Raw genomic sequence first — 6682 nt, 5'->3', positions numbered from 1 at the left:
CGGTCCCTGGTCCGGGTGCCCGTACGTCGTGCTGCGGCGGCCGACGCCGCGGCCCCCGGGGCCCTGGCCCAACGCCTGACCACACTCCCCCCGGCGGAACGGGTCAAGGTCGTCCTGGAATCGGTCCGCACGCAGGTGGCCGCCGTACTCGGCCTCCCCGGACCCGACGCGGTCGATCCGCTGCGCGCCTTCAACCAGGTCGGCTTCGACTCGCTGACCGCGGTGGAACTGCGCAACCGGCTGACCGCGGCCACCGAGGTCCGCCTCCCCGCGACCCTGATCTTCGACTACCCCACGCCCACCGCCCTGGCCGAATACCTGACGACGGAAGTCCTGGGCACCTCGGCCGAGGCCGCCGCCCCGGTCGTCGCGGCGGGAGCGGCGGCGTACGACGATCCGATCGCCATCGTCGGCATGGCCTGCCGGTACCCCGGAGACGTCCGTTCTCCCGAAGATCTGTGGACACTGGTGACCGAAGGCCGCGACGCCATCTCGGACCTCCCCACGGACCGGGGCTGGGACGTGGAAGGGCTCTTCGACCCGGACCCCGACCGGCCCGGCACGAGCTACACGCGCGAGGGCGGCTTCCTGCACGACGCACACCACTTCGACCCGGTCTTCTTCGGGATGAGCCCGCGCGAGGCACTGGCCACCGACCCGCAACAGCGGCTGCTCCTGGAGACCACCTGGGAAGCGTTCGAACGCGCGGGCATCGACCCGGCGTCACTCCGCGGCAGCCGTACCGGTGTGTTCGCCGGCGTGATGTACAACGACTACGGCACGCTGCTGCACCGCGCACCCGACGGCCTCGAGGGCTACATGGGCACGGCCAGTTCCGGGAGCGTCGTTTCCGGCCGTGTGGCCTACACGTTCGGCCTGGAAGGCCCGGCGGTCACCGTCGACACCGCCTGCTCGTCGTCCCTCGTCACCCTGCACCTGGCCGTCCAGGCGCTGCGCAACGGCGAGTGCTCGCTGGCGCTCGCCGGCGGTGTGACGGTGATGGCCACGCCGGGAACGTTCGTGGCGTTCAGCCGTCAGCGCGGCCTCGCGGCCGACGGCCGCTGCAAGCCCTTCGCCGCCGCGGCGGACGGCACGGCGTGGGGTGAAGGTGTGGGCATGCTGCTGGTGGAGCGGCTGTCCGACGCCCGCAAGAACGGTCACCCGGTGCTGGCGGTGGTCCGCGGCTCGGCGGTCAACCAGGACGGCGCGAGCAATGGTCTGACGGCGCCGAACGGGCCGTCGCAGCAGCGGGTGATCCGGCAGGCACTGGCCAACGCCGGGCTCTCGGCGTCCGAGGTGGACGTGGTGGAGGCGCATGGTACGGGTACGACGCTGGGTGACCCGATCGAGGCGCAGGCGCTGCTGGCCACCTACGGCAAGGCCCGGGCCGAGGACGAGCCACTGTGGCTGGGCTCCGTCAAGTCCAACTTCGGTCATACGCAGGCCGCGGCCGGTGTCGCCGGGATCATCAAGATGGTGATGGCGATGCGGCACGGTGTGCTGCCGCGGACCCTGCACGTGGACGAGCCGTCCCCGCACGTGGACTGGTCTGCGGGCGCGGTGGAGTTGCTGACCGAGGCGCGGGAGTGGCCGGAGACCGGCCGTCCCCGCCGGGCGGCGGTCTCGTCCTTCGGCATCAGCGGCACCAACGCCCACACCATCGTCGAAGAGGCCCCCGCGCTCGAAACAGAGACCGATGACAGTTCCCCGCAGGTGCCCAAGGTGCTGCCTTGGCCGGTGTCGGGCAGGACTGTCGAGGCCCTGCGTGTGCAGGCCGAACGCCTGCGCGCCCACGTGTCGGACCACCCCGAGTTCAGCCCGGCGGACATCGGCTATTCGCTGGCCGTCCATCGTGGCACCTTCGACCATCGCGCGGTCGTGGTGGCGGGGGACAGGGACGCATTCATCCGCTCACTCGACGCGCTGGCCGCGGGCGAACCCTCGGCTGGACTGGCCGAGGGCGGTCCGGTCGGCGGCAAGCTCGCCTTTCTGTTCACCGGGCAGGGCAGCCAGCGGCTCGGCATGGGCCGGGAGCTGTACGACGCCTACCCCGTGTTCGCCCAGGCCCTGGACGAGATCTTCGAGCGGTTCGAACTGCCGTTGCGTGAGGCGGTGTTCGGCGATGAGTCCGGAGTTCTGGACCGGACGGCTTATACGCAGCCCGCCCTGTTCGCGGTGGAGGTGGCGCTGTTCCGGCTCCTCGAATCATGGGGCAGCAGGCCGGACTTCGTCTCCGGTCACTCGATCGGTGAGATCGCGGCGGCGCATTGTGCGGGTGTGCTGTCGCTGGAGGACGCGTGCACGCTGGTGGCGGCGCGTGGCCGGCTGATGCAGGAGCTGCCGTCCGGTGGTGCGATGGTTGCCGTCCAGGCCACCGAGGACGAGGTCACCCCGTACCTGACCGACGCCGTGAGCATCGCCGCCGTCAACGGCCCGACTTCCGTCGTCATCGCAGGTGACGAGGACGCCGCACTGGAGATCGCGGCCCACTTCGAGGAACAGGGCCGCAAGGCCAAGCGTCTGACGGTCAGTCACGCGTTCCACTCGCCGCACATGGACGGCATGCTGGAGGCCTTCCGGGAGGTTGCCGACGGTCTGTCGTACGAGGCCCCGCGGATCCCGGTCGTCTCGAACCTCACCGGCGCTCTCGCGACCGCCGAGGAGATCACCAGCTCCGGCTTCTGGGTCCGCCATGTCCGTGAGGCGGTCCGTTTCCACGACGGCATCCGCGCCCTGGAAGCCCAGGACGTCACCACGTTCATCGAGCTCGGCCCGGACGGTGTGCTCTCGGCGATGGGCCAGGACTGCGTCACCGGCGAGGACCATGCGTTCGTACCGGTGCTCCGCGCGGGCCGTCCGGAGCCGGAAACCCTGACCACGGCCCTCGCGCACGCCCACACCCGGGGCATCGCGGTGGACTGGCAGGCCTACTACGCCGGCACCGGCGCCCGACGCGTCGACCTGCCCACCTACGCCTTCCAGCACCAGCGCTACTGGATCGACGTACCGGCGACCGTCGGCGACGTGACCTCCGCCGGACTCGGCTCGGCGGACCATCCGCTGCTGGGCGCGGCTGTGGAACTGCCCGACCAGGGCGGTTACGTGTTCACCGGGCGGCTCTCCCTGGACAGTCACCGCTGGCTGGCCGACCATGCGGTGGCCGGCACCGTGATCCTGCCGGGTACGGCGTTCGTCGAGCTGGCGATCCGTGCCGGGGACCAGGTCGGCTGTGACCGGCTGGAGGAGCTGACCCTCGAGGCGCCGCTGGTGCTGCCCCCGCGGGGCGGTGTGGTGCTGCGCATGTCGGTGGGCGAGCCGGACGGTTCCGGTCGCCGGGAGGTGACCTTGTACTCGCGGCCCGAGGACGCCGAGGACGGGACCTGGCTGCGGCACGCCGGCGGCGTGCTCGCCACCGAGGACGCGGAGGACGCCGCTGCGCACGCAAGCGAGGCGCAGACCGACCCCGGCTTCACCGTCTGGCCGCCCGCCGACGCCACGCCGCTGGACGTGTCCGGACTCTACGAGCGGTTCGCCGAGGGCGGGTTCGGGTACGGCCCGGCCTTCCAGGGGCTGCAGGCCGCCTGGCGACGCGGGGACGACATCTTCGCCGAGCTGGCGCTGCCGCGGGACCAGCACGACGAGGCCGCGCGGTTCGCGCTCCATCCCGCCCTGCTCGACTCGGCACTGCACGGTTTGGCGCTGGGCGAGTTCACCGGTTCCACCGGCACCGCGCCGGGTGCGCTCCGCCTGCCCTTCTCGTGGAGCGGGGTCGGGCTGCAGGCGGCCGGTGCCACGGCGCTCCGGGTGCGGATCAGCCCCGCCGGTGACGGCTCGGTCGCCCTGCGAGCAGTCGACGAGACGGGGGGCGCGGTCGCGTCCGTGGACGCCTTGACGCTGCGGCCGGTCGACCCGGCCCGGCTGGGAACGGCCAGGGGCGGGTTCCACGACTCCCTCTTCCAGGTGGAATGGGCGCGGGTTCCGGCATCCGCCGGCACGCGGGTGCCGGCCGGGCAGTGGGCCGTCGTCGGCGCCGACCCCCTCAAGCTGGGTGCCGCGCTGGAGGCGGCGGGGGTGTCCGTCGACGCGTACGCCGACCTCGCGGCGCTCGCGGGGGTCGTGGCGGCGGGCAAGCCCCTGCCCGACCTGGTCCTGGTACCCCGGGCTCCGCAGGCCGCCGGCGACCTCGCCGACGCGGTGCGACAGGCGGCCCACGAGGCCCTGGAGCTGGTGCAGTCCTGGCTCTCCGAGGAGGTGTTCGACGGTGCTCGGCTCGCGTTCGTCACCCGCGGCGCCGTCGCCGCGTCGACGGGCGACACGGTCGGTGACCTGACGCAGGCGTCGCTGTGGGGCCTGCTGCGTTCGGCTCAGACGGAGAACCCGGACCGCTTCCTGCTGCTGGACGTCGACGAGCACGACCTCTCGTACCGGGCCCTGCCCGGCGCGGTGGCCGGCGGCGAGAACCAACTGGCCGTCAGGGAAGGAGCCCAGTACGCCCCCCGGCTGGCCAGGGTCCCGGTGACCGAGGCCGAGGGTGACGCCACGGCCGCGCTCGACCCGGACGGAACCGTGCTCGTCACCGGCGGAACGGGGGCGCTCGGCGGCCTCGTCGCCCGACATCTGGTGGCGGAGCGGGGTGTCCGGCACTTGCTGCTCACCAGCCGGCGCGGGATGAGCGCCGACGGCGCGGCCGAGCTGGTCGCGGAGCTCACCGGGCGCGGAGCGAGTGTGCGCGTCGCCGCCTGCGACGTGGCCGACCGGGACGCGCTGCGGGCCCTGCTCGCCGAGGTGCCCCAGGACCATCCGCTGACCGCCGTCGTCCACACCGCGGGCGTGCTGGACGACGGGCTCGTACCGTCGCTCACCCCGGACCGGATCGACACCGTGTTCCGGCCGAAGACCGACGCGGCCCTGAACCTCCACGAGGCGACCCGGGACCTCGGCCTGTCGGCGTTCGTCCTGTTCTCCTCGGCCGCCGGTACCTTCGGCGCGCCGGGTCAGGCCAACTACGCGGCCGCCAACGCCTTCCTGGACGCGCTCGCCGAGCACCGCCGGACCGAGGGTCTGCCGGCGGTGTCGGTCGCCTGGGGGCTGTGGGAGCAGCGCAGTGCCATGACCGGGGAGCTGGCGGAGGCGGACCTGCGGCGGATGGCCAGGTCCGGCCTGCTGCCGCTGTCCTCCGCGCAGGGCCTGGCCCTGTTCGACACCGCCTGCCGGGTCGGCGCCGACTCCGCACGGGCCGTGCTGGTGGCGGTGCGCCTCGACACCGAGCCCCTGCGATCCCAGGCGGCGGCCGGCGTGCTGCCCGCGCTGCTGCGCGGCTTGGTGCGGGCGGTGCCACGCCGTACCGCGCGGACCGCCCAGGCCGCGGTGGCGGGCGCGGCGGACCTCGTCCGGCGGCTGGCCGCACTGACGGCGGGGGAGCAGGAGCGGACGCTGCTCGATGTGGTGCGTGCCCAGGCGGCAGCCGTGCTGGGATTCGCCGATCCCGGGGAAGTGGGTGAGACACGCGAGTTCCTCGAACTGGGCGTCGACTCGCTGACCGCCGTGGAGCTGCGCAATCACCTGGTCGCGGCGACAGGGCTGCGGCTGGCGCCCACCCTGCTGTTCGACCACCCCACCCCGCAACTCGTCGCCCGGCATCTGCGCGCCGAACTGGCCGCCCGGACGTCCGGCGCCGGGGCGCCCGGTGAGGAGGCACCCCGCGAAGGCGGGCCGGCCGGCGCGGACCAGGCGCCGGACGGTGGGACGAGCAGCGGAATGTTCGGGCAGATGCTGCGGCGCGCCGCCGAACTCGACGCGTCCGGCGAGTTCATGGGTCTGCTGATGGAGGCCTCGCGGTTCCGGCCGTCGTTCGCCTCCGCCGCCGAACTGCGCACCCCGCCACGGCTGGTGCGGCTCGCCACCGGTGACCGGCAGCCGGCGCTGGTGTGTTTCTCCTCCATCCTGTCGATCTCCGGGCCGCACCAGTACGCCCGGTTCGCCGCCGCCTTCCGGGGCCGGCGTGACGTGTGGGCGCTGGCCGCGCCCGGCTTCCTCACCGGGGAGCAGGTACCGGCCGGTCCGGAGGCGGTGATCGAGGCGCAGGCCGAGGCGGTGTTGCGGCAGGCCGACGGCAGGCCGTTCGTGCTGCTCGGCCACTCCTCCGGCGGCATGCTCGCGCACGCGGTCGCCGAGCGGCTGGAGAGCGCCGGGACCGCACCGCGTGCGGTGGTGCTGATCGACATCTACTCGCACGACGACGACGCCATCGTCGGTATCCAGCCCGGGCTGTCCTCGGGCATGAACGAGCGGCAGGAGAGCTACGTGCCGGTCGACGACACCCGGCTGCTGGCCATGGGCGCCTACTTCCGGTTGTTCGGCGGGTGGAAACCGCGGTCCATCGGCGCCCCCACGCTGCTCGTCCGGGCCGGGGAACGGCTCTTCGACTGGACGAGGGACGGGGACTGGCGGTCGTACTGGGAGCTGGAGCACACCGCCGTGGACGCACCGGGCAACCACTTCACGATGATGGAGCAGCACGCGGACGCCACGGCAGGAGCCGTGGACGACTGGGTCGCGCGGCTGCGGTAGCGGCGCGCCCCGCACGGCCGAGGGCCGGGCCCCCCCCGGGGGGGGGGCCGGCCCGGGGGGTGGGGGGCCGGGAGTTTCGGGGGGCGGGGGGGGCAGATCACCCGGACCTCGG

The 6682-nt window shown here is 73.5% G+C and carries 1 pseudogene; it reads left to right on the top strand.

The features are described 5' to 3' along the window. Positions 1 to 6 precede the first annotated feature (6 nt). A pseudogene (locus ACFYOH_RS38250) lies at positions 7 to 6570 on the top strand (SDR family NAD(P)-dependent oxidoreductase); the annotation flags it as partial. Positions 6571 to 6682: the final 112 nt, after the last annotated feature.

It is taken from the genome of Streptomyces sp. NPDC007856 (genome assembly GCF_042868225.1).
In the GTDB taxonomy this organism is placed as follows: Bacteria; Actinomycetota; Actinomycetes; order Streptomycetales; family Streptomycetaceae; genus Streptomyces.
The sequence above is the reverse complement of the archived record's forward strand: the minus strand, read 5'-3'. Positions and strand labels throughout refer to the sequence as shown.